This is a genomic window from Hymenobacter coccineus, assembly GCF_001816125.1.
Taxonomy (GTDB): Bacteria; Bacteroidota; Bacteroidia; order Cytophagales; family Hymenobacteraceae; genus Hymenobacter; species Hymenobacter coccineus.
Map to the genome: position 1 here is coordinate 1 of NZ_MDZA01000429.1, position 24,676 is coordinate 24,676.

Genomic DNA, 24,676 nt, shown 5'->3' on the forward strand with positions numbered 1-24,676 from the left:
GCGGCCCACCGCGTGGCCCTGGGCTTGCACTTCGGCCCGCAGTCGACGCGTGCCATCGCGCTGGCTGTGGTAGGCAAAGGACTCGCGCACCGCTACTTGGGCCTTGGTTAAAAGTTTGGTCCAAATGTTACATCGCCTGCGCACCACGTTGATTTTGAGGCATGAGCACGAAAACGGGCGTTTTCAGGTACTGGTTACCCACTGCCTCTCGGTGGCTGCTAACACGACGAAATGCGGTACCCGAAACCCATAGCGGCAATCAAAGTACCCAATTGGCACTCCTGGCGGCTTTCCGGCACCCTGGTTCGCGTGAGTAGGCCAGCCATGTAACATCCGAACCAAAATTTTAACCGAGGCCAATTGTGCGCCATTCAACGCAGCAGCTGCTCGAATTTACCGGCCTGCTCCGGTTCAACCGGGATACTTGATGTGAGCCTTCGTTTCATCGACAACGATTGAAGAAACACAAAAAAGGGTTTATGCTAACTTAACAACAGTTCTTTGCAATTGCAAAATCGTTGCACCGCCTCTTATAAAAGGAGGTTGCGTTGGCAGTCGGTCTAATAAGAAAGGCCTGCCTGATTGCTCAGGCAGGCCTCGGAGAAAAGGTGAACAACTATTAAAACGGAGGATCATCCATGCGGTTCGCTTTTGGTCCTGTGAAAGGAAAAGGTGCAACTAGAGCCGGTGGAGGGTACGCATCGTGTTCATCTTCTGGTAAATCACCGAATCGGCCATAGGCAGACATGAATTCAACACTAGCCGTATCGAGCGTGCCGAACGTATTCTTGGCCACTATCAGCTCTGCCCGGTTGTGGGTAAAATTGCCAAAATCATCGTCCGTGTGCCCGTAATATTCGGCTCGGTAGAGCAGTACCACGGTATCGGCCTCGTTCTCGATTGCCCCCGAATCGCGCAAATCACTCAGTTGAGGTCGAGGAATACGGTCTGCACCGGCCCGATTGAGGTTTGAAACCACCACAAAAGGCGCTTCCAGCTCAAGGGCTAGGGTTTTCAAGCGCCGAGCGATGTAAGACAGCTCTTGCGTGCGGTTGGTACAGATAGCCCGTTCCCGCTTCCCCAGGGTAATTCGGTTGATGTTATCAATCAGAAATAGTTCGGTTCCCTCCTCGCGCAGCCTCCGGCAGTCGGCGACAATTTTGCCAATCGTGGGAGCTGGGGTGTCGATGATCCGAACGAGGTTATCCAAGTCCCGGTCCCAATCAGGCAGTAACTTGCTTATCTCGTACCATTGGTGGTCAGGAAACTGCCCGGTTGCTAGTTTGTGGAACGGCAACTCCATATCTATGCTAAGCCACTTGGTCAGCAGCTTCTGGCAGGGCATCTGCAGGGAGAAGAAGGCCACTTCGCGCTTAAAATGCGTCACGGCATTGCGCATGAACGCCAGCAACAGCGACGTGCACCCCATGGAAGGGGCCCCCGCAATAACATTCAGGGTCGAATTACTCCAGCAGTTGGTTATCCGGTCCAAGGCAACTAAACCGCAAGGTATGCCCGGTAACCCTCCCGACTTGCCTATTTCCGCATCCTGTATCAGGCGGCGCATCGCAGCTCGCTCTTTCCGGTAGTCGGGTGGGATGTTAGGGTTTTCAGAGTCGAAAATCATGAAGTTCGGCGTTAAATGGAATTAACGGAAAGCGCGCCGGCGGCTTCGGGCTTGCTTTGGTGCGATATGTCCCAAATTTTGGGGTAGGGAATACTCATTCGCATCCAGTGGTCAAGGTGTTAGCCGTCGAGTAGCATATTAAAGCTTCGTACTGAAGCTTACGTTTTGTCTTTGTCTGGGGTGGTCCAGTAAAAACGGACAGTGCACTAAGATAAGCTGATTAGGAGGTCGCGTTCAAATTGGTGCGGGGAGCGGTAGCCGAGCGCGGAGTGTCGGCGGTCGAGGTTGAAGTAGGTGTCGAGGTAGTAGGCCACCTCCAGGCGGGCCTCTTCGAGGTTGGCAAACGCGCCGCCGTGCGGGAGTAATTCGGTTTTGAGCGTGCTCCACCCGGCCTCGGCCTGGGCGTTATCGTAGGGGTTGCCCGGCCGGCTATAGCTGGCCAGCGCCTGGGCTTTTTCGATGCGCATGCGGTAAGCCAAGCTCGTGTATTGACTGCCGCGGTCGGCATGGATAATCAGCCCTGGCGCTGGCTGGCGCAGCGTTAGGGCCTGCTCCAGGGCCGTGAGCACCAGTTCGGTGGGCATCTGTTGGTCGAGGTGCCAGCCGACTACACGTCGCGAGCAGGTATCGCGCCAGGTGGCCAGATAACACCAACGCCCGCCCACCAAGGGCAAGTAGGTGATATCCCCGACCCAGACTTGATTGGGCGCAGTAGGTGCAGGCTGGTCCAGGAGCAGGTTTTCGGCCACGACCGCCGCGGGGTCAGCCACCGTGGTGCGCGGGCGCTGCGGACGAGTATTTAGCGCCCGTAGGCCGCGGCGGCGTAACCAGCTGCGCAGCGCGTAGCGCCCAACGGCGTGCCCTTCGGCACGCAATTCTGCCCGCAAGCGTCGGGTGCCGTAGCGCTGGGCATGGCGCGAAAAGGCGGCGGCGGCCGCCGGCTCCCAAGCTGGGGTCGGTCGGTCTGCCCGGCCTAGCCACTGATAAAAGCCCGCGGCACTGACGTGTAGTACGCGGCAAAGCATGCGCACCGGCTCAGTGGTAGCGACTTGCTCGATGAATTCGTAACGACTCATGACGGAGGCGGCTGCGCAAAGATGGTCACGACTTTTTTTAAAATATCGCGCTCTTGCTCCACGCGTTTGAGCTCCGCGCGCAAACGCTTAATCTCTTCGCGCTCAGTGCTGCTAGGCACTGCTTCAGCTAACGCCTGGCGCTGCCAGCGGCCAAGCAAAGCAGGTGACAGGCCTTGGGCACGGGCTACGTCCGTTTGCCGCGCACCAGCAGCTACTTGGCGCACGCACTCGGTTTTGAAGGCCGGCGTATATTTTTTGCGAGTTAGCGGCGGGCCGCTCGAATTGCTGTGGTCGGGCATGGGCAATGGAAGGTAAGACTTCACACTGTCTGTTTTTACCCGACCACCTCAGTCCATACCCTCGACCGAGTCGGCTACTAGTCCACAACTTGGGCCATTTAGTAATCAGTGGCTTGGTCGCTATTGCGTGAAGCCCTATTTTCCGGTTAGTGTAAAAGGAAGGGGGCGCTCTAAGTAATGGGTCTTGATGTTGTTGCTGGTTAGGAAGTGCTTACGCAACGCCTCTTGCACGAAGTCCGTGCTTAAATCCTTGAGGGAGTAAGTTTTAAACTCCTTCAGGTACGAGCGGATAGCGCCCGAAAGCTTGGCCAGCTTCGTTTTTTCCATGATGCGCGTCTCATCCGTCAGCCGAGCATCGCTGGCCAGCATGCGCGTGCGGCTGATGATAACCGGGACGGCCGTTGCATCGTGGTATTGCTCCTCGAACCAAAGCTGGTGTTGGCTTACCTGGCCCGCTTCGGACTTGTAGATGTGCATCCGCGTGGGCTTTGTGGCATTTTTGCATTCAAAGTAGATGTAGTCGCCGGCTCCCACGTTCCACAGATTATCCGGCCCTTCTTTCCAACGCTTATCGGGCTGCTCGCTGCCGAATCCCAGCAGCAGGCCGACGTCTTTCAGCGCTGCTTCGAACTTGTCTGACTCCCGGCCAAACTCTAGGTTGCTCAAAATGGCCTCGGCGGCGATGCGGCATAGCTCGAATGACTCGAAGCTGGCCAGCCACTCCTTGGCCCCTTCCACTTGGGTTTGGCTTGTCACCAGTTTGCGGAAGTAGGCGCCCCCATTGGGCTTGAGCAAGGCTTGGTTGTAGCGGTACGCGGCGGCTTGGTGCTTTTCAGCGGCCACACGCTGCTCGGCGTATGCATAGCGTCCCATTTCCTGCATGTACCAGCCTTTCTCTTCTTCATCGCCGTGCAAGTGGTTGGTGATGATTTCCTGCACCAGCTGTTGGGCCTTGTCTGGGTCCCCGCGGCGGTAGGCCACGGCCGCGGCCCGCTCCAACTCCATGATGTGGTAAATCGGCGCATCTTCAGTCAGGGGCTCCAGAATGCCCATTTCCCGCTGGTAGTAGTCCTTCCAGTCCTCGTCCCGGTTGAGGCACTGCTTGATAATATCGTCCAGTTGTACTACCGGGTCCCCAGACTCGGCGTCTGCCGACACCATCTTGGTTACGTCCAAGCCGATGGCAATCTGACGTTGGGTCTGGGCCGAGAAGTTCCGGCGCAGCCGGGGCGTGCGGATAACGTTGATTAAATCGGCTCCGGTAATGATGATGACGCAATAATCCCTTTCGCCCCGGACCCCGCGGCCCAAGCCCTGCTCGATACGTTGGGCAATCCGAATTTCAATGGTGGTGCTGGTCGGCCGGCAATACTCTTGGTAGCTGTCACCAAGGCTCTGGGCAAACGGCAGCGAGTCCAACACCAGAATTCGGCAGCTTTCGTCCGGTAAATCAACGCCGTCGTAGCGGTTGACAAGCACCCGGGTTTTAGTGTAATCGCCCGCTCGCAGCTTCGCAATTTCCTGCTGCAGTCCTCGTCGGTGTAATGCTGGCGGCTGATGACCTGCGCGCCTTTTTCTTCCCAGTGCTTGGCCGAGACGCCACTGTGCACTAGGCTCACGATGCCGTACTTGCGCCCGGGTTTGGGGGTGCCGTATAAATCGATGATGTTGCCTCGGTGCAGCACGTCCGATATCTGGTAGGGGTCCAAAATCATCTTTTCCCCCGACCACGTTTCCTCAGCATAGACCAGCGGTTGTTGCACCACGGCCCGCGGCAGGCCCAATTCCTTGATGAAAAACGCGTCGTTGCTGGTCGTCGCCGACATAAAAATGCGCGTGCGTGCTTTGGCAAAGGAGCCAAACAAGTCCAGGTTGTTGTGGTAAGGCGAGATTTCAATGCTACTGCCCGATACGTAGCACTGACAATCCCGCAGTTCGTTCGACAGCAAGGGCCAAGCAAACTTAATGGAATTGCTGTCCCCGTGCTCCATTAGCACGTTGGAGACGAGTTCTTCTTTGTCCTGCCATGCCCAGTACGGCACGAGCATCACGGCTTTGGTATCCCCTTCGCGAATGCCCACCAGTCGGGACTGGCCCTGTTCTTTCAACTCGGCCTCGAACAGATTCAACAGGGTCGTGTATAGATCTTCTTCTTCCCGGCGGCGTATTTTAATGGTGAAGCTGTCCCGAATGTGGTCAATGCAGGAGTGGGAATCGTCGAGAACAATGGCGCCGACGTCGACCGGATTGGCGCCAACTTTGAACTTGGAACGCCCGTTGAAAAAGCGTTGCGCGTGGGTAATCAGGATTTGCCGACCTTCTAGAAACTCGCTGGGAAAGATACCTCGGTTGTCTAACAGACAATATTTGATGCCGAAGTGGTCGGCTTGTTGCTGCGTCTGGTGCACCAGGTATTTGTCGGGGCATAAATAAACTGCTGGGCCCTTGCCCTCGTTCAGCCGCGACTGCAGCATCAGCAGACCCACCAGCGTTTTCCCCTGTCCCGTATGCAGCTTCAGAATAGTGTCGCGCTGCTCGCGGTAGCTGTCGAACCAGTTGCGTAACACGGACTCTTGACTCGAACGCAGCGCGAAAATACCCACCTTGGTGTCCAAGGTGCTATATATCTCTATGGGGTCGATTTTCTTTTCTGGGCCTTTCGTATCCAGTCTTTTTCTGAAATTTACCATGAGGCGTCGGTGCGAAACCGTATTATTGGCTGATTATGAAGACAAAATGCCTTTCGATGACTTGCGCAGTAGGTAACTAAATGGTAGTAATGCGTAGTGTCTTAACCTTGCTCAATTGGTAGGCCAAACGGCCTGTTAGCTCGGACCGGTATGAGAGAAGGAGCGACGTGCGATTACGCTGGTACGGGTGCGGCTGTGGGCACGAGCAGTTTTTTTTTAAGCTCTTTGAAAGACTGGAGACTATTCCCTGTGTAGTAAGATTTCAGCAGGTTCACGACTCGGGCGTGGTTCTGTTGGATGGTCCCAACGTTCCACTGCTGATAGGTGATGAACACGTAGTTGGTATTAGCGCGCCCTTCGATGTAGGAGCTATACTTGTGCCGTTTATCGAGAAAGGAAGAATTGCTGAGCGAGGCGTTCTTCTTCATATCCACCAATACGATGTTGCCGAGTCGATGCAGCCACTCCTTGTGTTGTTCTTCGGAGATATTCCACGCCGGTGCGCTGGGCTTTTGAGGTAGAATGTGCTCGACGGAGGCAAAGGATTTGTTGAGGTGCAGCTTGTTGTGAAGGTTGCCCGTTAATAAATCCAGCTTAAGCAACAGGTAGCGGGTCTTGTTGATGCGCGTTCCCGAGAAGCTGCCCCACTTTTCCTCGTCCAATAGCAGAAAGAATTTGTCGAGGTTAATCACCGTGTTCGCCTTTTCATCTTGATAATCGTAACGCAACACGCCGTCCTGCAAAAAGGCCAAGGAGGCCGCCGCCTTATCCGGCATTTTATCGCGCAACTCGTCCATTTTGCGTAGCATAATGAAGATGCGCGTCTGCAAATTGAACGACACCGTAAGCCAAGCCGCCGAAAACAGGTTGTCAATCTTGATGAGAAAGTCGAGGATATTGGCCTCGCCAAAGCACTCCCGGTAGTGCATCAGCACCACGATGTACTGGTTGCCGAAGGTATTGGAGAGGATATAGTTGAGGTTTTCGTACAGGCAACCCGCTTCAGCGGCTTGATAATCGGAATGAAACACAGCATCTAAGTGCTGGACATATTTGCCAATGAAATCGAACGTGGGCACGCCCTTGGCCAGCAGCTTCTTGTCGTAGATGTAGGCAAAAGCCTTGCTGATGCTCTGGTTCGAGTCGGCCCGGTACTTCATTAGGATGTAGACCATGGCCCACAGGAACTCGTCGAAGGATTTGTACGGCGACTCGATGGCACTCTGGTAATCATCCCACTTGGCCGCGTACTTTTTACTGGCTTCCTCGTCTTTAATCACGCGCAGGTTTTGCACTCGCAGAATATCGCTCGACTGCAACTGCACGCCCCGGCTGTTAAGCACCGTGAACAGGTTGTAGGCATCGTCCAGGTTGTCGGAAGTGGAGAGGTAAAGCACCAGTACTTTGGTGCCCAGGTAGCCGTAGAAATCGTAAATGAACTTCTGATAAGCTTCCTCGCCATCAAAGTCAGGCAGCTTGCTGGCCCACCACTCGTGGGTGGCCAGTACGGCCGTGGCCATGTTGCGCACCGAGGTAGCTTCGGTCTTGCTGTCGGTGAGAGCGAGCAGCTGCGCATGTTGCCGCGTGCCGTTTTCGGCCAACACGAACTGCTGAAAGAAGTCATCGTCCTGCCGAATGGAAAACTTTAAGCGATTACGCTCTGGAATACCATCCAAATCTTCTTCTACCTGCTGCAAACGCTTGGTCACGGAGCCTTTCACCTTGGCGCTGGTAGAAAGGTCGCGGATGACGGCTTGCAGCAGATAGAGCGTGATAAAGCGCTGCTGTCCATCCAAAATGTCATTGTAGGCATAAGGCAGGTCACCGCTCTGATCTACTTTGGTGTTCCATATCATGCAACCCAGGAAATACTCGCGGTGCTTGTCTTGTAAGAAGGCATTAGCGATGTCTTCGAACATGGTCGTGACCTGTTCCGGGCCCCACACGTAGGGCCGCTGGTACTCGGGAATGTTATAGAACTGGTCGGCATTAAAAATAGCCTTGATGTATTTTTTGCCGGTATCGAGGGTAGTGTCAGCCATGTATGGAAAAGAGAGCGATAAAAGCCAAGGGAATAGTAGGTAGAGGTGTGCAGGTAAGCTACGGCCCTTTTGTACGGCGCGCAACTAGTCTGCAATCAGGACTGAATTAACTCCCTAATAAGCAGGGTAAATTCCCGCTCGGTTACTTCCGGGTCCATTTTGCGGATGCGGTGAAGAGTGACACCTGCCTTCAAGAAGATGCCGTCTTTGGCTTGGTCGCGAAACTGCGCAGATTCGGTGTCGTGGTGCGGGCTGTCTAGTTCGAAAAAATGCATGGGCAGTAAATCCTGCGCTCGGTCAAAAATGACGAAGTCGACGATACCAGTAAAAAATAGCTTCCGCTCGTCGGTGGTCAGCAATGGCTTCAAGGTCTCCCAATTCAGCAGGCAGCTGATGGCCACGTTAGGAAACACATTATAAGAAGGAAAATTATTGATGAGGGCCTGAAAAAGCTGCTTTTCCTGGTACGACTTGAACAAGGTAATGCGGTATTCCTGGGCGGGAATTTCGGGCGTGGTAGGCTGTTGCGTTACTTGAATGGTGTGGCTTTGCGAGTGCGCCATGGGCGGGGGCCGGCGACGCTCGTAAGCAGCGATGATGGCCTGGCATGCTTCGTCGTCCGGAAATTCGCGGGCAAACTGGTAGGCGCGCTCGGGGTCCTGCGAATTGCGCAGTGCGCTCTGAGTAATCAGCAGGCGGTGGTGTGTCGGCTTCAACACGTATAGCTGCCGCTGGTGCAGGCTCCACAGGGTGGCCAGATAGGTGTCGATGTCAGGCCGGTCGAGAGGATAAGTAGGAAGCTTGGCGAAGAACTCGGCGGCAAATATGCCGGCGGCATACGTTAGCAGGTCATCTTTGGGAATATCCTGCTGGTTTCTGTAGAGCCAAGTAATAACTGGGTCCCAGTCTTCTTTAAATACGGCTTGTAGTATGGCTTCACGGTCCATTGCAATGAGAAAGGAGTAATTGAAATTTTCCGGTGAGCTATCAGGCAATGGTTTCCGGAAACTGGGTGCACAGTTCCTCCGGCGGGCAGCCGAGCTAAGTGGCTTGGTTTGTAAGGTGCTGCATCAGCTGCTGACCTTGGGGCTGGCTTCCCGAAAGCGCTAGCAGCCGGCTGCCGATGGTGCGGAAACGCGCCTGCGTCGGCTTTTCAAGCATGTACCGCAAATCGACTAGTTGAATCATCGGTTCTAGCAGGGGGTCGTGTTTCCATAGGCCGCGCCCGACCAGCTCGTTCAGTGGTTGTAACGCAGCACAGGGGTATCGCCGGTAATGTCATCGCTAAAGTAGGAAAAGCGGCAGAGGAAAATTTCGGAACATAATATTGCTTCTCTTTTTCGGTCGTTATGGGTTACAAACCTAATTTCTGGGCCGCGTTGTGCTGGCGCACGTTGTCGAGGCGGGTATAGCGGCGAATCATTTCGCTCGTCTTGTGCTTCGTCTGGTTCATCACTTCTGAATCGTCCGCCCCGGCCAATTTGGCCACGGTGACGAAGGAAGCGCGTAGGGAGTGGGCCGAGTACTTGGGCCCCAGGTAGCGCTGCACGATCAAGTTCAAGTGCTTGTCCGTCAAGCGCCGTGCGGTGAGCCGTTCGCCCTTGCGAAAGGACACAAACACCGGTCCTTCGATGCGGTCCAACCGCTTGACCCAGGCCTCCAACGTACGAATGGGGCAGAGCTTGAAATCCGGCGAGTAGAAAATGGCCTTTTCCTCGGCCGCGCCCAACTGGTTGGTTTTGCTCTTCGCGAGGTTCACGATCAGCCCTTCCTCCGAAAAGGCCAAGTCCTCCACGTTCAGCGCCGCCAGCTCCGAGCGGCGGAAGGCCCCCGTAAAGCCCAACAGCAGGATTACCCGGTCGCGCAGCCCGGCCAATGTCTTCCCATCAATGCTTTTCACCGTGCGCTTAAAGTTGGCCAGCGTGAACGCCGGGGCCTGTTTTTGCCGCACGCCCTTGAGACGGGCGATGCCTTCCAGGAGCACCTTGAACTTCTTATCGTCCGTGGGCGAGTCCACGCCGCGCAACGCGTGGGCCTTGGCCACGGCCGCGCAGTGGCGCTGAATAGTCGACACCTTTTTGCTGGCTTCCGCGAGGTGGGTCACAAATCCCGCGAGCGTGTCCACCGACGCCGGCAGCGGTGGCAGGTCGTGCTCGGCGCACCACGCCGCGAAGCGTTTCAAATCGCCGGCGTAGGCTTTGGCGGTATTTACCGCGCCGGTCAACCCCGCCTCGACGTAGCGCGAGGTGTGCTCGGCCAAGTGCGTGAGTGCCGACGAACGGTTGACTGGAATCGAGAGCGCGGCGCTGTTTTCCATGCGGCCTATATATAAAGGAGTAAAACGCGACTTTTTGCGGTAAAAACCAAAAGTAGTAATAAGGTCCGATAAGATTTAATTATCGGACCTTAAAGCGGGAAGCCTTTGCTGTGGAAAGCAGCGCACGCGCGCCTCCCTGCCAGCCGGGCGCGCCAGCAGGACGAGCAGCTGACCCGTACTCGCCCGTTGTGGGGTTCGCCCGCGCTCACCCGCGGCCCGCTACTTTCGTAGCGGCTGCTTCCCCCGTACTACCATGAACCTACTTCGCCCCGCCCCGCGCGTCGCCCGTTGCCTGCTAGGGGCAGCGCTCCTGCTAACCGCTCCTCTCTCACCGGCCAGGCCGCGGGTGGCGCCGGCCGAAGCGCCGGCGCCGAATACGTTGACGGCGGCCGAGCGGCGGCAGGGCTGGCGCCTGCTCTTCGACGGCACCACGTCGGCCGGCTGGCGCAGCGCGAAGGGGGTAGCGTTCCCCACCCACGGCTGGCAAGTAGCCAACGGGGCGTTGACGACGCTCGCGGCCGACGGGAAGGAGTCGGCCAACGGGGGGGACATCATCACGGCGGCCCAGTACCGGGCCTTCGATTTCTCCTTTGAGTTCCAACTCACGCCGGGGGCCAACAGTGGAATGATCTACTTCGTGACGCTGGCCGAACAAACCCCCGGCTCGCCCATCGGCCTGGAGTACCAACTGCTCGACGATGCCCGGCACCCCGACGCGAAGCTCGGCACGAACGGCGACCGCACCCTGGCCTCGCTCTACGACCTGATTCCCGCGGTCAAACCGGCGGCCTGCCAGCGACCCATCGGGGCCTGGAACGTGGGGCGGGTGGTCGTCTATCCCAGCCAGCACGTGGAACATTACCTCAACGGGGTGAAGGTGCTGGAATACGAGCGCGGCTCGCCGGCCTTCCGGACGTTGGTGGCGGGCAGCAAGTACCACGTCTGGCCCGGGTTCGGCGAGGCTGTCGCAGGGCATTTGCTGTTGCAAGACCACGGCCACCAGGTTTCCTTTCGCAGCCTGAAAATCAAGGAGCTACGCTAGGCGCATCAAGTGCCAGGTATCAACATTAGCCAGGCAGGCTGGGGAGTTGGTTTCCTCCCCAATAGTTAGCGCTTTTTCTACTTACCGCTACCTAGCTGGATGAAGCAACATCGACCAGCTCATCGGCAAACAGGGTTTGAAAAGTGAAGGTTATCATAACTTGAAACCAGGCGGCATCAAAACGCCGCCTGAGTGCGACAGCTAACGCTTATCGGCCTTTTCGTAGCAACGGGGGGCTAACATGACGCGTAGCACCCGGCGGCGGCCCGGCTTCCCGCACCAGGCTCACAGATTGCTTTTCAGTAGTTCTTCCCGCAAGCGGCTCACCAGCGTGCTGCCCTGCACCTCGACGGCAATCTTGACGTTCGGGCGGCCGTGCCAGGGCCGCAGGGCGGGGCGTTGCAGCTGGGCAGGGTCGCCGGGAGCCGGCCAGGTTTTGCCCCGGCCGATGCCCGTGGACGTATCGACGCGCACCGGGTGGTGCACGAAGCGGAACAGCTCCGGCGCCAGCAGGTAGGCCAGCGGGGTCGCGTCATGGACGTAAATGCCGTCAATCTGGCGCACGCGCTCACAAAAGCGGCGGTAGAACGGCACCACCTGCCCCACGTAGGCGCTCAGTGGGCCGGTGAGGCGGGCTAGCTCGTCCAGCACCGCGCCGGGCATATTGACCTGCTGCGTCACGTCGAGCCCAAACAGGGTCAGGGGCCAGCCCGCCCCCAGCACCACGTCCGCCGCGTCGGGGTCGGACAACACATTGGCTTCCGCCGCGGGGGTGGCGTTGCCGGCGCAAAAGGCATTGCCGCCCATGACCACGACTTCGGCCACTTCGTGCACCAGACTGGGCCGCAAGCGCAGGGCGTGCGCCAGGTTGGTAAGTGGACCCAGCGCGACGAGGGTGACCTGCCCGGGGTGGCGGCCGACCACCTCGGCCAGCAGTTCGGCGGCGGGCTGGGCGACGGCCGGCGTAGGCGCCGGGGGATAGTTGGTGTTTCCCTGGCCGTCGTCGCCGTGCACAAAGGGGGCGCCCCCGTCGAAGGCGCCGGCCAGGGGGTGGGCGGCGCCTTGGGCCACGGGAATGTCGGCGCGGCCGGCCAGGTGCAGCAGCCGCAGCGCGTTGGTGGTGGCCAGCTCCACCGCCACGTTGCCGAACACGGTGGTCAGGGCCCGCACCTCGAACTGGGGCAGGCCCAAAGCAAACTGCAGGGCCAGGGCGTCGTCCACGCCGGGGTCGGTGTCAATAATGATAAGGCGTTTGTCCATGAACAGCAGGGGAAACTAGCCGGCAAGTTCGGCCCGGGTCGGCAAACTGGCCTGGGCACCGGGCCGGGTGACGGCGCGCGCCGCCGCCCGGCACGCAAAGGCCACGGCTGCGGGCAACGCGTGGCCCTCGGCCACGGCCACCGCCAGCGCCCCGGTGAAGCAGTCGCCGGCGGCTGTGGGTCGACTGCCCGCACCGCCGGGGCCGCGACCAGCGCCGCCCCCGTGCCGTCGGACCAGTAGGCGCCCTGCGCGCCGAGGGTAATAATGACCCGGCCGAAACCGGCCGCGTGCAGGCGGTCCGCGGCAAGGGTGGCCGTGACCGCATCGATTACCCGCACGCCGGTCAGCGCTTCGGCCTCGGTTTCGTTAGGCGTCAACGCGTAGAGGTCCGCGCCCAGGCCCGCGGGCAACGGCTGGGCCGGGGCCGGGTTCAGGACCACGCGCAGCCCCAAATCGGTGTTGTAGCTACCAATAACGAGCACAGGCATGGAGAAGCAAGCCAAAAACCAGCAATCAATTTAGAGCGGCTTGGCGCTGGACCACGCCGTGCGTTAATAAGGCCTACTATCACGCTGGGCTAGTTAAGAAGGCTGTCTTTCATGACGTGCGAAAGATATGACCTTGTTCTGTTCACTTTTACCTGACCACCTCAAGCTCCCCCGCTTCAGGCGACGCGCTGCCCACAAGGCTCCCGCCGCGCCAGTACCTTTGGGGCCCGATGAGCTCCTTGCCGACTTCCCTTTACTTCACCAACGCCGCGGGGCTGGTGCAGGAGTACGCCGACTACGTCCGCCTGCAGTACCACCCCGGGCCGCGCCGCTTCGACGAGTTCACCGCCGTGCTCCACCACGTGACGCGGGCCCTTACCCGTTACGGCCTGGGCAAGCTGCTCATCGACCAGCGCCAGATGACGCCTTACCTGCCAGCGGAGCGGGTCCACGTCGTGGAGCACTGGCTGCCGCGCACCATTGTCGAGGGGCCGTACCGCTACGGGGCCGTGGTGCAGGCCCACGACGTGTTTGCCCGCTTGGCCATGGACACGATTCGCACCCAGGCGCAAGATCTGCCGCTCACCTACCGCTTCTTTTCTGATGAAGTAGCGGCCATTGGCTGGTTGCAGGCCCAGTAACTGCACCTCCCCGTACGCGTAGTCAAAATGGATTGGTCTTATTCAGGCCAGATTCGCTGGGAGCCTTGTCCTTGTAATAAGAAGTTGCTCGCCGGTTCTGCTCCACATCGACCAGCAGTCGCAAGCAGTAATGTCGTTTCCTTACCGCTGCCTAGCCAGCCCTGGGCCGCTAAGCTTCCTAAACCATTATTTGGCAAGGCCGAGCTCGTCCACGCTTCCATACTCCAGCTCAGACTGGTCTACTTTAGAGGGAAGCTGACAACTAATCCGTCGCACCGCTAGATAACCGCCTCACCTCACACCAACTGCTTGCTTGTGAACATACTCGTCCTTAACTCCGGCAGCAGTTCCATCAAATACCAGCTCTTTCGCTGGCCAGCCGAGCGGCCCGTGTGTAGTGGGTTGGTCGAGCGCGTGGGCTCGGCGCAGGCCACGATTACGCACCAAGTTTTTGACCTGAACACCCCGGCTGGCCCGTCGGTCGAAACCCAACTTACCTTACCCTTGGCCGACCACGAAGCCGGCCCGTGCGAAGTGGTGCGCCTGCTGACGGCCGCGCCCAGCGGCGTTATCGAGCACCCCGCCGATGTGGCGGTGGTCGGGCACCGGGTGGTACACGGCGGCGAAAGCTTCACGGCAGCTACGTTTATCACGGCCGAGGTAAAGTCCGAAATTCAGCGGCTCTTTGGGTTAGCGCCGCTACATAACCCGGCCAACTACGCGGGCATTGAGGTAGCCGAGCGCGTGTTTGCGCAGGCGCGACAGGTGGCAGTCTTCGACACGGCTTTTCACCACACCCTGCCCGAATATGCCTTCCGCTGCGCTTTGCCTACAGCGCTGTGTACCGAGCAGCGCATTCGCAACTATGGGTTTCACGGCACCAGCCACCAGTACGTAGCCGCGCAGGCCGCCGCTTATTTGAAAGCCCGACGCCAAGCTCATCACCCTCCACTTAGGCAACGGGTGCAGCGTGGCCGCCGTGCGCGGCGGCCGGTCCCTCGATACCAGCATGGGGTTTGGGCCTTTGGCGGCCCTGGTAATGGGTGCCCGCTCCGGCGACGTTGACCCCTCGGTGTTGCTGTACCTGCTCGGGCCGCTGGGCTATACAACGAAGCAAATCACGGACTTGCTCGATACGGAAAGCGGCATGTTGGGCCTGACCGGGGCCAGCGATATGCGCGACATCGGCGCGGCACTGGCGGCTGGCGACGGCCGCGCCGCGCTGGCTTACGACCTGTATGCCTATCGCATCCGGCAGTACATCGGGGCCTACGCAGCCGTACTCAACGGGCTGGATGGCATTGTCTTTACCGCTGGCGTAGGCGAAAACGACGCGCTGGTGCGCAGCAAAGTCTGCCACAACATGGAGTCCTTCGGCTTAGCTCTGGACGAAGCCAAAAATAAGGAGCACACCCCCGGTCTGCGGGAACTGAACCAATCCGAGGGCCGGGTGAAAATCCTGGTTATTCCAACTGCCGAAGAGCTGGAGATTGCGCAGCAATGCGCGGTCTTGTGCGGCACTGCCCACTGATAACCGACCAGTCGACACGCGCTGCCAGGGCGTAACTCCTCACCAGTTGCTGCGGCGCAGCTTGTCGGGTTGCCGCACCTTGATAAATTTGGGCGTCAACTCAATACTCTCATCCTGGCGGAACTCGCTCAGGATGCGGCTCAGCGACTCGGGCGTGGTGCCGATGAGGGCGGCCATGTCCTCGCGGGCCAGCTGGATGAGCGGGTCGGCGGGGGCCAGCAAGAGTTGCTGGGCATGCAGGTGCAAGAGGCTGTCGGCCACGCGCTTGCGCAGCGAGCCGTAGGCCAGGTCCAGCAGCTGCGCATCTTGTTGGTCGAGGCGGCCGGCCAACATCCGCACAAATTGCTGGCTCACTTCGGGGTTGCGCAGTAGCAGCTGAGTGAAGTCAGCGGTCGGAATGTAGCGCAACGTGCAGTCGTCGAGGGCCACGGCCGCATCGTGGTGGGGCGAGCCGGCCAGCAGGGCCCGGTAGCCAAAAAACTCGCCGGGGCCACAAATACCCGTTATCAGCTCCTTGCCGGCGGCGGTGGTTTTGCTGATTTTGACCCGGCCGGCCTGCACAAAGTAGAGGCGGGTGGCCTCGTCGCCTTCGGCGTAAATAATCTGCTTGCGGGGCACGGCGTGGGGCCGGCGGTCGGCCGAGAGGCTGGCTAGGCTGCCTGTTTGCTGGGCATCGGCCAGGAACTCGGGCAGGCCGTTGGCGCGCAGGTCGTAAGCGGGCTGGAGGTGCTGAAAGCGGCTGAGGCGGCCGCTCACGGCGCTCAGTAAGTCGCTCTTTTCGAAGGGCTTGGTGAGGTAGTCGTCGGCGCCCAGGGCCATGCCGCGGCGCAGGTCAGCGCGCTCGGTTTTGGCGGTGAGGAAGATGAAGGGCACGCCGGTGAGGCGCGGGTTTTGGTTGAAGATGTGCAGCACGCCGTAGCCGTCGAGCACGGGCATCATGATGTCGCACAGCACCAGGTCAGGACGCTCGGCCAGGGCCTGGGTCACGCCGGCCTGGCCGTCGGCGGCGGTGCGCACGGTGTAGCCGGTCAGCTCCAGAATCTCGGCGGTGTTTTCGCGGATGAAGTCGTTGTCCTCAATCAGCAGAATGGTTTTCATACGGAACGGTAATGGTGACGGTAGTGCCTTGACCCAGTGCGCTTTGCAGGGCAATGCGGCCGTGCAGCAGTTCCAGGTAGCGGGCAATAATGTAGAGGCCCAGGCCAGTGCCGGGCACGTTGGTGACGTTGCGGGCCCGGAAAAACCGCTCGAACAGGTGCGCCTGGTCTTCCTCCGAAATCCCTACCCCCTGGTCGGCCACGGTGAGCGTGAGCACACCCGCCTGGCAGGCGGCGGCCACCGCCACCACCGAATTTTTGCCCGAATACTTGAGGGCGTTGGAGAGCAGGTTGACCAGGATTTTGCGCAGCAGCGAGGGGTCGAGCCACAGGGGCTCCGGGCAGTCGGTGGTTTGCTCAATGCGCTGGCCGGGCTTGCGCAGGCTTTGCACATCGGCCACCACGTCGCGTAGCAGCGCGGGCAGGTCGAGGCGGGCCGGGTGGGCTTCAATTTTGCCCTCCTCGATGCGCCCCACCGATAGAAATTCCTCCAGAATATCGTTCAAATGCGTTACCGACGTGCGGATGCGCTCGATGTGGCGCAGGCGCTTGTCCTGCTGCTCGGTGGCCGGGTATTCGGCAATGAGCGCGGCCGAGGTGAGCACGGCCGTGAGCGGGGTGCGAAACTCGTGCGAGGCCATGCTCACGAAGCGCGACTTCAATTCGCCCAGCTCCTGCTCGGCGGCCAGGGCCTTGGCCAGCTCGTTTTTGCGCAGTTGCAGCTGCTCCAGGGTGTTCATGAGCGCGTGAGTGCGCTCGGTCACGCGCTGCTCCAGGTCGGCGTTGAGGGCAGCCACGCGCTGGCTGCCGGCAATGAGCTGCTGCTCAAACTCCTTCTTGTAGGTAATGTCGAGGATGTAAGACACGGCGTACAGCTCCTCATCGAGGTAAAAGTAGCTCAGGCTAACCTCGACCGGGAACACCGAGCCGTCGTGGCGCAAGCCTTGCAACTCGCCGTTGTGGGCCCCCATGGTGCGCACCTGCGGGCGCGCCGTGAACGACTCGCGCAATTTCTCGTGGCGGCGGCCGGCCGCCTGGGGCACCAGCACCTCAATGAGCTGGCCATCGAGCGCGCCGGCCGCGTAGCCGAACAGCTGGTGGGCCAGCTGATTGGCCGACAGATGCGGCCCCGCTCGTCGCACACTACAATGCCGATGGTGGCGTGCGTAAACACGGCCTCGAAGCGCCGCACGCTCTGAGCCAGCTCACGCTCGGCCTGCTGCAAGCGTCCCTGCTCACTGAGGCGAACCAGCAGGTAATCAGCACCCTTTACCTGAAAGGCCGTTAGCTCGATGCGCCCCCAGAACGCCGGGCCCTGGCGCCGGCCCACCTCGGCCTCCAGGGCCTGGGGCCCCACCCGTCGGGCCAGCTCACGCAGGTGCGCCCAGCGGGCGGGCGGCACGGCAGGGGTGGGCAGCACCGCGCGGGGTCAGCCAAAAAGGCCTCCTCGGAGGCGTACCCCAGCAGCCGCACCCCAGCCGGGTTGACGCGCATAAACCAGCCCACGGCCACGTCGTAAATGCCCACAAAATCGGGGGCCTGGGTGATGAGCACTTCGGCGGCGGCACTGCTAAAAGGGTCGCTGAGCATAGAAAAAAACGGGGTTAATCAACTCGGCTGCGCCAGTCCGGCGCAGCCGAATTGATGACTATCAAGCGGCGGTCTATCAGGCATCATGGCCGGGTGGGATGGGCCAAAATAATTTTGCTGCCCACTTCGACTTCCTGCCGCCCATGTCCATTGCCCTCTCCCCGCCCGACCTGCTGGCGCCCGCCGTGCTGTTGGTGCTGGTGCCGGCCGGCCGGGCCGGCCAGCTGCCCACCCTGGCTCAGCTCGACACCCTTCAGGGCCGCCTGGGCCCGGCCGTGCGGGTGCTGCGCCTCGACGACGGCGCCCACGCCAGCGTGGTGCGCAGCTTTGCCGTGGCGCAGCTGCCCGCCTGCGTGCTGGTGCGCGAAGGCATCGAGCTATGGCGGCAGCCCGGCTGGCCTGAGAACGATGTGCTCGTGGCCAGCCTGCTAGCGGCGGCAAGTGTGGGGTAAGTTGTTGGCAATTTATAGTTTGTGTTTTAAAGAGGATGCGCGGCGGGTCCGGTCCGCCGGCGTATTCAACACACAAAAATCGGCTTTTCCTACGCGCGCAGCCTTGACAAAAAGCAAGCGTTTACCTGATTTTAATCAGGCAAACGCTGCCCTGGACGCTAGCCGACCACCTGCCAACCGCAATCAAGCGCGGGCCTGACGCGCATCATGGCCCCGACGCAGTGGCGGCCGGAGCTTTGCGGCCCTACCCCCTTGTGTCCGCCCGTGCCCGTTATTCTCGAATCACCCGCCACTGACTTGGCCTGCGCCCATTGCGGCGATGTTTGCCCGGCCGAGCCGCTGCGGCTGGCCGAGTTGCCGTTTTGCTGCGCCGGCTGCCGCACCGTCTACGAGCTGCTGAATGACAACCAGCTCTGCACCTACTACGCCCTGGGCGAGCGGCCAGGGCTGAAAATCAAGGCAGTAGAGCTGCCTGGCCGCTTCGACTACCTGGCTTCGGAAGCTGTGCAGGCGCAGCTGCTCTCGTTTCGCTCGGCCGAGCGGGGTCGCCTCACGCTGCATGTGCCCCAGATGCACTGCACCTCCTGCATCTGGCTGCTGGAGCACTTGCCCCGGCTGCACGCCGGCGTGGTGGAAGCGCGGGTGCAGTTTTTGCGGAAGGAAATCACCATCACCTATTTACTAGCCGACATCAGCCTGCCCGAGGTGGTGCAGCTGCTGGCCTCGGTGGGCTACGAGCCGCAGATTACGCTGGCCGAGCTGGGCGCGCAGCCGCACCGCGCCAGCCACACCTTGTACTACCAGCTGGGGCTGGCGGCCTTCGCCTTCGGCAACGTGATGCTGCTGGCGCTGCCCGAGTACTTCTCGTTCGTGGAGGACTTGCAGGCCGGATTCGGGCGGTTCTTTGGGTACCTAAGCTTGGTGCTGGCGCTGCCGGTGCTGCTGTACAGCGCCCGCGGGTTTTTCCGTTCGGCCGGGCAGGGGCTGCGGCAGCGCCACATCAACCTCGATTTTCCCATCAGCCTGGGGCTGGCTTCATTGTTCAGCGTCAGTACGTTTGAGGTGCTGACGGGCCGCGGGCCGGGCTACTTTGACTCGTTTACCGGGCTGGTGTTTTTCATGCTGATTGGCAAGTGGGTGCAGCAGCGCACCTACGATGCGCTGCGCTTCGACCGCGACTACACGGCCTACTTCCCAGTGGCCGTGACGCGCCTCACGCCGGCCGGCGAGCAGTCCATTTCGGTGCAGGAACTGGCGGTGGGCCACCGCATCCGGGTGCGGCACCAAGAGGTTATTCCGGCCGATGCCGTGCTGCGGCGCGGCGCGGGCCAAATCGATTACTCATTCGTGTCGGGCGAGAGCACCCCGGTAACCCGCGCCGCCGGCGACCTGGTGTACGCCGGTGGCCGGCAGCTGGGCGAGGCCCTGGAGCTGGAAGTGGTGCGCGGCGTGTCGCAGGGCTACCTCACCCAGCTCTGGAACAACCCCGCCTTCACCAAAGACGCCGCCGGCCCCACCCTCGAAACCTACGCCAACCGCGCCGGCCGCTACTTCGTGGCCCTCACGCTGCTGCTGGCCGCCGGCACGCTGGCCTACTGGGCCCCGCGCGACCAGGCCACGATGTGGCGGGCCTTCACGTCGGTGCTGGTTATTGCCTGCCCGTGCGCGCTTTCGCTGGCCACGCCCTTCGCCCTAGGGGCGGCGCTGCGGGTGCTGGGCCGCCACAAGCTCTACCTCAAAAACGCCGCCGTCATCGAAACCCTGGCCCGGGCTGACACGCTGGTGTTCGACAAAACCGGCACCCTCACCGACCCCACGCAGTCGGCTGTGCAGTACCACGGCCGGCCGTTATTGCCGCTTGAAAAGCAGCTTATTGCTACCGCGGCAGCGCAGTCTACGCACCCCCTCAGCCAGCGCCTGGCCCGCGAGCTGGCCACCGAAGCCGTGCCCCTGGCCACCTGCCAGGAGTACCCCGGCCAGGGCCTCAGCGCCACGGCCGCCAGCGGGCAGGCGCTGCGGCTAGGATCGGCGGCGTTTGTAGGAGCTAGCGCCAGCGGACCGGAAGGCACCCCCGAAACCTGCGTGCACGTAGCACTGGACGGTGAACTGACAGGTTATTTCACCTTTCGCAACGTGTACCGCCCGGCCCTACCGGCCGTGCTAACGGCCCTGAGCCAGCGCTACCGCCTGGCCGTGCTTTCGGGCGATACCGACGCCGAGGGCCCCCGGCTGCGCGCCCTATTCGGCCCAGCGGCGGAACTGCGCTTCGGCCAGTCGCCCGCCGATAAGCTCGCCTACGTCGCCGCCGAGCGCGCCCTGGGCCACACCGTGGTGATGATTGGCGATGGCCTGAACGACGCCGGGGCCCTGCGCGCCGCTAACGCGGGCATCGCCCTCACCGACACGCTCACCAACTTCTCACCCGCCTGCGACGCCATTTTGGAAGCTGTCGAACTGGGGCGGCTGGCCACATTTCTGGGCTTCTCGCGGGCCTGCCTGCGGGCGGTGCTGGCCACGTTTGCGCTCTCGCTGTGCTACAACGCCGTGGGGCTGACGCTGGCCGTGCAGGGGCATTTCACGCCCATCGCGTCGGCCATTCTCATGCCCCTCAGCTCGCTCAGCGTGATGGTGATGGCCACTTTGCTGGTACGCTGGGCGGCCCGACGCTATCAATTATAATGCTGATTTTATGACTATTATCTTTCTATTGATTGGCCTCAGTTTACTAGTGGCACTCACGTTTCTGGCGGCTTTCCTGTGGGCGGTGCGCAGCGGGCAATACGACGACGCCTACACGCCCTCCGTACGGATGCTGTTTGAGGATGAACCGGAGTTGAGGCCGTAGCTGACTGCTGGCTTGGAACGGATAACTACCTGCATAGGCAATTACCTTCAACGCATTCTTTGTTCTGAGCTAAAAACCGAGCTATTTATGCAGGGCTTCACTTGTTCCCGGTGTGGCGAGTTTCATGAGGAGATGCCCCTGTGCTTCGGAGCGGAATTCCCCGATTATTATTTCAGCGTTCCGCCGGAAGAAAGAGCTGATAGGGTCGAATGCACGGAGAGCCTTTGCGTAGTAGATGAAGCTTACTTTTTCATTCGAGGACGCGTCGAAATTCCAATTGTTGATTCAGCTGAGGTATTCTGCTGGAACGTTTGGGTAAGCGTGAGCGAAGAAAATTTTCTTCGGACAAACGAAAGGTGGAATGACCTGGACCGCGAGAACGAGCCCGCCTATTTCGGTTGGTTTCAAACTGTGTTGCCAGGCTACCCCGATACGCTCAATATCAAGGCGGTAGCGTACACCCAAAAAGTCGGCATTATCCCTCAAATTGAGGTGATTGACGAAGCCCATCTCCTGGCAGTGGAACAACGCCAGGGCATTACTTGGCAACGGGTACATGAACTGGTGGAAGCAGCTATGCATGACTGAAGAAGTAAGGCCGGACGCGTTTGATATCAATCAAGCCGGGGCTTAAGCGGCGTCATGTGGCCTGGCGGGGGCAGGCGGGACCTTTGGAGCAGTAAATCACCTACTTCTCAGGGCATGCAAGCCGAACTCGAACTACCCGCCACCCGGCCGCGGCCGACGGCCCTACCCCCTCCCGCGCGGGGCGTGGAGTCGTTTTTCTACGACAATAAGATTGTCCGCGACTTTGGCGTGGCCACCGTTATCTGGGGCATTATCGGGATGCTGGTGGGGGTCATTGTGGCCTTCGAGCTGGCCCGGCCCGAGCTGAACGTGACGCGCTACACCACCTTTGGGCGCCTGCGGCCGCTGCACACCAATGCCGTCATTTTCGCCTTCGTGGGCAACGGTATTTTCACGGGCGTGTACTATTCGTTGCAGCGGCTGTGCAAGGCCCGGATGTTTTCCGACGTACTTAGCAAAATACACTTTTGGGGCTGGCAGCTCATCATCGTGTCGGCCGTTATTTCGCTGCCGCTAGGGTACACTACTAGCAAGGAATACGCCGAGTTGGAGTGGCCGATTGACATCGCCATTACCCTGATTTGGGTGGTGTTTGGCTGGAATATGTTCGGCACCATTGCCCGGCGGCGCGAGCGGCACTTGTACGTGGCCATCTGGTTTTACATCGCCACGTTCATCACGGTGGCCGTGCTGCACATCGTGAACTCGATGGCGCTGCCGGTGAGCTTTATGAAAAGCTACTCGATGTACGCCGGCGTGCAGGACGCGCTGGTGCAGTGGTGGTACGGCCACAACGCGGTGGCGTTTTTCCTCACCACGCCCTATCTGGGCATGATGTACTACTTTCTGCCCAAGGCAGCCGAGCGCCCGGTGTATTCTTACCGGCTCAGTATCATTCACTTCTGGGCCCTAATTTTCATTTACATCTGGGCCGGGCCGCACCACTTGCTCTACACCGCCCTGCCCGACTGGGCCCAGAGCCTGGGCGTGGCCTTCAGCATCATGCTGATTGCGCCGAGCTGGGGCGGCATGATAAACGGCCTGCTGACGCTGCGCGGCGCCTGGGACCGGGTGCGTACCGAGCCGGTGCTCAAGTTTTTTGTGGTCGCCATTACGGCCTACGGCATGGCCACCTTCGAGGGCCCCATGCTGGCGCTGAAGAACGTGAACGCCATCGCGCACTTCACCGACTGGATTGTGGCCCACGTGCACGTGGGGGCCCTGGGCTGGAACGGCTTCCTCACCTTCGGAATGCTGTACTGGTTGTGGCCGCGCCTCTACCGCACGCCGCTGTTTTCCAAGAAGCTGGCCAACACGCACTTCTGGCTGGGCACGCTGGGCATTTTGTTCTACGCGCTGCCGCTGTACTGGGCCGGCTTCACGCAGGGGCTGATGTGGAAGCAGTTCAACGCCGAGGGCATGCTGCAATACCCCAACTTTCTGGAAACGGTTCTGCAAATCGTGCCGATGTACTATTTGCGCGGCATGGGCGGGGTGCTATACCTCAGCGGCGTATTCCTGATGATGTACAATTTGTACCAGACCGCCAAAGCCGGCACGCTGCTGGCTAATGAGCCCGCCCAGGCCCCGGCGCTACTGCCCGAAGCCCAGGACCCGCACGCCAAGGGCGGCCACTGGCACCGCTGGATTGAGCGCCGCCCGGTGCAGCTCAGCATCGGGGCCACGGTGGCCATCGCCATCGGCGGAGCCGTGGAAATGGTGCCCACCTTCCTGGTCAAGAGCAACGTGCCCACCATTGCTGCGGTGCACCCCTACCGGCCGCTGGAGTTGCAGGGCCGCGACCTCTACATCAAGGAGGGCTGCTCGAACTGCCACACCCAGATGGTGCGCCCGTTTCGCTCCGAAACCGAGCGCTACGGCGAGTACTCCAAGGCGGGCGAGTTTGTGTACGACCGTCCCTTTTTGTGGGGCAGCAAGCGCACCGGGCCCGACCTGCACCGCGTGGGAGCCAAGTACCCCAACTCGTGGCACTACAACCACATGATGGACCCCACCAGCATGTCGCCGGGCTCCATTATGCCCGCCTACCCGTGGCTGTTTGATAATCAACTGGATAATAGCACGCTGCCGGCCAAAATCCGGGTCTTGCAAAAGCTGGGCACTCCTTACCCCGCCGGCTTCGACCGCCTAGCCGTGGCCGACGCCGAAACCCAGGCCCGCGGTGTGGCCGCCGCCCTCAAAACGGAGGACATCGACGTGAAATCGGACCGCGAAATCGTGGCCCTCATCGCCTACCTCCAGCGCCTGGGCACCGACATCAAGGTGAAGCCCGCGCAGGTGGCCGCCACGGCGGCGCAGTAGCGGCGGGGCCGCGCTCTCCTTAACTCACTCATTACCATGGAAAAGAATGTTTTGCAATCCATCGCGGGCATCACGATTTACCCGCTCATCTCCTTCGGTATTTTCTTCCTCTTTTTCACGGCCCTGCTGGTGTACGTGCTGGTGGCCAACAAACAGCACCTGCACACCATGAGCCAGCTGCCGCTAGCCAGCGACGACGAAGAAACGCTCAAAACCACCCTTAACCATGACATTATATGCTAACGCTCCGCTCTTTCTCGCTGACTTCTTTGGGCCTGCTCACCGGCTTTATGGCCGCTGCCCAAACGCCTAATGCTGGTCCTACGCCCACTACTCTCCTGAGTTGGGTGGTGTGGTTCCTGGCCGGTTTGGTGCTGCTGATGGCCGTCATGACCGCCGGTTCGGTGACTTCGGCCGCCCAGCGCCGCTACGAGGCTGAGCAAGGCCAGCCGACTGCTGCTGAAGTCGCTATGGCAGCGGCGGCACCGATTGAAGTGGCTGCGGCCCCGGCCCTCACGACCGAAGCTGCTCCGCAGGTGGCCACCATCGAAGAGGCTGTTTACGCATGATACGGCCCCGGCAAGCACTACTGGCGGCCGGCGCGGTGCTGCTGGCCACCCGCCCCGCCCTGGCCCAAACGGCGGCAACCAGTACCCCCGCGGCGGCCGACTCGAATTATGCGCTGGTCTGGTTCCTGCTGAGCACGCTGGTACTGGTGGGGATGGTGTTTCTGGTGTTGTTCGTGGCGCTCATTAGCTGGATGCGGCCG

At 60.5% G+C, this 24,676-nt stretch carries 24 protein-coding genes and 3 pseudogenes; 13 read left to right on the forward strand and 14 right to left on the reverse strand.

Going from position 1 to position 24,676, the window contains the following annotated elements:
- Positions 1–619: 619 nt before the first annotated feature.
- The 9 genes and pseudogenes from BEN49_RS21580 to BEN49_RS21610 form a co-directional block, all read right to left on the reverse strand.
- Positions 620–1,627: a DnaB-like helicase C-terminal domain-containing protein gene (locus BEN49_RS21580; protein WP_070746505.1), complete on the reverse strand. Its 1,008-nt coding sequence runs from the start codon at positions 1,625–1,627 to the stop codon at positions 620–622.
- A 206-nt stretch (positions 1,628–1,833) separates the two neighbouring features.
- Positions 1,834–2,703 (reverse strand): IS3 family transposase, encoded by an 870-nt coding sequence (locus tag BEN49_RS26010; RefSeq protein ID WP_083326333.1) that lies wholly within the window; start codon positions 2,701–2,703, stop codon positions 1,834–1,836.
- Positions 2,700–3,002: a transposase gene (locus BEN49_RS21590; RefSeq protein ID WP_070746509.1), complete on the reverse strand. Its 303-nt coding sequence runs from the start codon at positions 3,000–3,002 to the stop codon at positions 2,700–2,702. Before BEN49_RS21590 ends, BEN49_RS26010 begins: the two co-directional genes overlap by 4 nt.
- A 135-nt stretch (positions 3,003–3,137) precedes the next feature.
- The gene (locus BEN49_RS26015; protein WP_193415859.1) at positions 3,138–4,313 is read right to left on the reverse strand and encodes a hypothetical protein; all 1,176 of its coding nucleotides are present in this window, start codon (positions 4,311–4,313) and stop codon (positions 3,138–3,140) included.
- Positions 4,314–4,322: 9 nt separating this feature from the next.
- A pseudogene (locus BEN49_RS31055) lies at positions 4,323–4,733 on the reverse strand (hypothetical protein); the annotation flags it as partial.
- Positions 4,734–5,194: 461 nt separating this feature from the next.
- Positions 5,195–5,692: pseudogene (locus BEN49_RS31060) on the reverse strand (DEAD/DEAH box helicase family protein); the annotation flags it as partial.
- Between the two features lie 173 nt (positions 5,693–5,865).
- A complete protein-coding gene (locus BEN49_RS21600; RefSeq protein ID WP_070746511.1) occupies positions 5,866–7,734 on the reverse strand; it encodes a DUF262 domain-containing protein in 1,869 nt (622 codons plus the stop codon).
- Between the two features lie 95 nt (positions 7,735–7,829).
- Positions 7,830–8,681: a DUF2726 domain-containing protein gene (locus BEN49_RS21605; RefSeq protein WP_070746513.1), complete on the reverse strand. Its 852-nt coding sequence runs from the start codon at positions 8,679–8,681 to the stop codon at positions 7,830–7,832.
- Between the two features lie 407 nt (positions 8,682–9,088).
- A complete protein-coding gene (locus BEN49_RS21610) occupies positions 9,089–10,051 on the reverse strand; it encodes a tyrosine-type recombinase/integrase (protein ID WP_070746514.1) in 963 nt (320 codons plus the stop codon).
- A 253-nt stretch (positions 10,052–10,304) separates the two neighbouring features.
- On the opposite strand from BEN49_RS21610, the gene BEN49_RS21615 reads away from it, so the two are divergent.
- The gene (locus BEN49_RS21615; protein WP_083326336.1) at positions 10,305–11,093 is read left to right on the forward strand and encodes a 3-keto-disaccharide hydrolase; all 789 of its coding nucleotides are present in this window, start codon (positions 10,305–10,307) and stop codon (positions 11,091–11,093) included.
- A 285-nt stretch (positions 11,094–11,378) separates the two neighbouring features.
- Here BEN49_RS21615 and BEN49_RS21620 read toward each other — a convergent pair whose 3' ends face one another.
- Positions 11,379–12,353, reverse strand: coding sequence for a nucleoside hydrolase (locus BEN49_RS21620; protein WP_070746518.1), 975 nt, complete (start codon positions 12,351–12,353; stop codon positions 11,379–11,381).
- Positions 12,354–12,368: 15 nt separating this feature from the next.
- A pseudogene (locus BEN49_RS31065) lies at positions 12,369–12,841 on the reverse strand (PfkB family carbohydrate kinase).
- Positions 12,842–13,071: 230 nt separating this feature from the next.
- Here BEN49_RS31065 and BEN49_RS21625 point away from each other — a divergent pair.
- The 3 genes from BEN49_RS21625 (at position 13,072) to BEN49_RS30275 (ending at position 15,013) form a co-directional block, all read left to right on the forward strand.
- Positions 13,072–13,482, forward strand: a complete 411-nt coding sequence (locus BEN49_RS21625) for a hypothetical protein (RefSeq protein ID WP_070746520.1) — start codon at positions 13,072–13,074, stop codon at positions 13,480–13,482.
- Between the two features lie 315 nt (positions 13,483–13,797).
- On the forward strand, positions 13,798–14,547 hold the full coding sequence (locus BEN49_RS30270) for a hypothetical protein (protein ID WP_262490238.1): 750 nt from the start codon (positions 13,798–13,800) through the stop codon (positions 14,545–14,547).
- Positions 14,462–15,013, forward strand: a complete 552-nt coding sequence (locus BEN49_RS30275) for a hypothetical protein (protein WP_262490240.1) — start codon at positions 14,462–14,464, stop codon at positions 15,011–15,013. The genes BEN49_RS30270 and BEN49_RS30275 overlap by 86 nt, the downstream gene beginning before the upstream one ends.
- A gap of 39 nt (positions 15,014–15,052) precedes the next feature.
- On the opposite strand, the gene BEN49_RS21635 is transcribed toward BEN49_RS30275, so the two are convergent.
- On the reverse strand, positions 15,053–16,111 hold the full coding sequence (locus BEN49_RS21635; protein ID WP_070746522.1) for a response regulator: 1,059 nt from the start codon (positions 16,109–16,111) through the stop codon (positions 15,053–15,055).
- Positions 16,089–17,252, reverse strand: a complete 1,164-nt coding sequence (locus tag BEN49_RS21640; RefSeq protein ID WP_239692050.1) for a PAS domain-containing sensor histidine kinase — start codon at positions 17,250–17,252, stop codon at positions 16,089–16,091. Before BEN49_RS21640 ends, BEN49_RS21635 begins: the two co-directional genes overlap by 23 nt.
- A gap of 20 nt (positions 17,253–17,272) precedes the next feature.
- On the opposite strand from BEN49_RS21640, the gene BEN49_RS30280 reads away from it, so the two are divergent.
- Positions 17,273–17,398, forward strand: coding sequence for a hypothetical protein (locus tag BEN49_RS30280; protein ID WP_262490239.1), 126 nt, complete (start codon positions 17,273–17,275; stop codon positions 17,396–17,398).
- On the opposite strand, the gene BEN49_RS29860 is transcribed toward BEN49_RS30280, so the two are convergent.
- Positions 17,395–17,700 carry a hypothetical protein gene (locus tag BEN49_RS29860; protein ID WP_239692051.1) on the reverse strand — a complete coding sequence of 102 codons (306 nt, stop codon included), beginning with the start codon at positions 17,698–17,700 and terminating at the stop codon, positions 17,395–17,397. The two genes, BEN49_RS30280 and BEN49_RS29860, sit on opposite strands and share 4 nt — an antisense overlap.
- A gap of 143 nt (positions 17,701–17,843) precedes the next feature.
- Here BEN49_RS29860 and BEN49_RS21645 point away from each other — a divergent pair, with 143 nt between their 5' ends.
- From BEN49_RS21645 to BEN49_RS21680, 8 genes are all read left to right on the forward strand, one after another.
- A complete protein-coding gene (locus BEN49_RS21645) occupies positions 17,844–18,152 on the forward strand; it encodes a hypothetical protein (RefSeq protein ID WP_070746532.1) in 309 nt (102 codons plus the stop codon).
- 264 nt (positions 18,153–18,416) lie between these two features.
- Positions 18,417–20,831 carry a heavy metal translocating P-type ATPase gene (locus BEN49_RS21650; RefSeq protein WP_070746524.1) on the forward strand — a complete coding sequence of 805 codons (2,415 nt, stop codon included), beginning with the start codon at positions 18,417–18,419 and terminating at the stop codon, positions 20,829–20,831.
- A 10-nt stretch (positions 20,832–20,841) separates the two neighbouring features.
- Positions 20,842–20,997: a cbb3-type cytochrome oxidase assembly protein CcoS gene (gene ccoS, locus BEN49_RS21655; RefSeq protein ID WP_070746525.1), complete on the forward strand. Its 156-nt coding sequence runs from the start codon at positions 20,842–20,844 to the stop codon at positions 20,995–20,997.
- 87 nt (positions 20,998–21,084) lie between these two features.
- Positions 21,085–21,585, forward strand: coding sequence for a DUF2199 domain-containing protein (locus tag BEN49_RS21660; RefSeq protein ID WP_070746527.1), 501 nt, complete (start codon positions 21,085–21,087; stop codon positions 21,583–21,585).
- Between the two features lie 114 nt (positions 21,586–21,699).
- A complete protein-coding gene (ccoN, locus tag BEN49_RS21665) occupies positions 21,700–23,907 on the forward strand; it encodes a cytochrome-c oxidase, cbb3-type subunit I (RefSeq protein ID WP_083326338.1) in 2,208 nt (735 codons plus the stop codon).
- Between the two features lie 36 nt (positions 23,908–23,943).
- Entirely contained in the window at positions 23,944–24,150 is a 207-nt protein-coding gene (locus BEN49_RS21670) for a hypothetical protein (RefSeq protein WP_070746528.1), read from the forward strand.
- Entirely contained in the window at positions 24,144–24,476 is a 333-nt protein-coding gene (locus BEN49_RS21675) for a hypothetical protein (RefSeq protein WP_125917099.1), read from the forward strand. The genes BEN49_RS21670 and BEN49_RS21675 overlap by 7 nt, the downstream gene beginning before the upstream one ends.
- Positions 24,473–24,676 (forward strand): hypothetical protein (locus BEN49_RS21680; RefSeq protein ID WP_141765707.1); only part of this gene is annotated, 204 nt, incomplete at its 3' end. The genes BEN49_RS21675 and BEN49_RS21680, both read left to right, overlap by 4 nt.

Excerpts from the sequence above, each read along its gene's own strand:
- BEN49_RS21675 (WP_125917099.1), top strand. The coding sequence starts at position 24,144 with ATGCTAACGCTCCGCTCTTTCTCGCTGACTTCTTTGGGCCTGCTCACC.
- BEN49_RS21610 (WP_070746514.1), bottom strand. The coding sequence starts at position 10,051 with ATGGAAAACAGCGCCGCGCTCTCGATTCCAGTCAACCGTTCGTCGGCA.
- BEN49_RS21615 (WP_083326336.1), top strand. The coding sequence starts at position 10,305 with ATGAACCTACTTCGCCCCGCCCCGCGCGTCGCCCGTTGCCTGCTAGGG.
- BEN49_RS26010 (WP_083326333.1), bottom strand. The coding sequence starts at position 2,703 with ATGAGTCGTTACGAATTCATCGAGCAAGTCGCTACCACTGAGCCGGTG.
- BEN49_RS21645 (WP_070746532.1), top strand. The coding sequence starts at position 17,844 with ATGTCCATTGCCCTCTCCCCGCCCGACCTGCTGGCGCCCGCCGTGCTG.
- BEN49_RS21590 (WP_070746509.1), bottom strand. The coding sequence starts at position 3,002 with ATGCCCGACCACAGCAATTCGAGCGGCCCGCCGCTAACTCGCAAAAAA.
- ccoN (WP_083326338.1), top strand. The coding sequence starts at position 21,700 with ATGCAAGCCGAACTCGAACTACCCGCCACCCGGCCGCGGCCGACGGCC.
- BEN49_RS21600 (WP_070746511.1), bottom strand. The coding sequence starts at position 7,734 with ATGGCTGACACTACCCTCGATACCGGCAAAAAATACATCAAGGCTATT.
- BEN49_RS21625 (WP_070746520.1), top strand. The coding sequence starts at position 13,072 with ATGAGCTCCTTGCCGACTTCCCTTTACTTCACCAACGCCGCGGGGCTG.
- BEN49_RS21605 (WP_070746513.1), bottom strand. The coding sequence starts at position 8,681 with ATGGACCGTGAAGCCATACTACAAGCCGTATTTAAAGAAGACTGGGAC.
- BEN49_RS21660 (WP_070746527.1), top strand. The coding sequence starts at position 21,085 with ATGCAGGGCTTCACTTGTTCCCGGTGTGGCGAGTTTCATGAGGAGATG.
- BEN49_RS21580 (WP_070746505.1), bottom strand. The coding sequence starts at position 1,627 with ATGATTTTCGACTCTGAAAACCCTAACATCCCACCCGACTACCGGAAA.
- BEN49_RS29860 (WP_239692051.1), bottom strand. The coding sequence starts at position 17,700 with ATGCTCAGCGACCCTTTTAGCAGTGCCGCCGCCGAAGTGCTCATCACC.
- BEN49_RS21635 (WP_070746522.1), bottom strand. The coding sequence starts at position 16,111 with ATGAAAACCATTCTGCTGATTGAGGACAACGACTTCATCCGCGAAAAC.
- BEN49_RS21620 (WP_070746518.1), bottom strand. The coding sequence starts at position 12,353 with ATGGACAAACGCCTTATCATTATTGACACCGACCCCGGCGTGGACGAC.
- BEN49_RS21670 (WP_070746528.1), top strand. The coding sequence starts at position 23,944 with ATGGAAAAGAATGTTTTGCAATCCATCGCGGGCATCACGATTTACCCG.
- ccoS (WP_070746525.1), top strand. The coding sequence starts at position 20,842 with ATGACTATTATCTTTCTATTGATTGGCCTCAGTTTACTAGTGGCACTC.